Annotated in this window: 1 protein-coding gene; it reads right to left on the reverse strand. The window is 63.6% G+C overall.

Annotated features, from left to right (window positions below):
• Nucleotides 1-239, reverse strand: a 239-nt coding sequence (locus AC0IW9_RS31845; RefSeq protein ID WP_471652276.1) for a hypothetical protein, incomplete at both ends; no start/stop codon positions are given.

The following is a 239-nucleotide window of genomic DNA, read 5'->3' on the forward strand; positions in this document are numbered from 1 at the left end:
GGTGGTGAAGGTGTCTTCGATGCACCACAAGTCGCCGGCCACCAGGGCGAACAGATAGGCGGGCTTCATAAACGGGTCTTCCCACGTCGCCCAATGGCGGCCGCCCTCGCCCTCCTCCGGGCCGCTGGCAATCGGGTTGCCGTTGGAAAGCAGCACAGGGGATTTGTGCTGTTCGGCGCTGAGGGTCGTGGTGAATTTGCTCATCACGTCCGGGCGGTCGAGGTAGGAGGGGAGTTTGC

It is taken from the genome of Belnapia sp. AC561 (assembly GCF_979252845.1).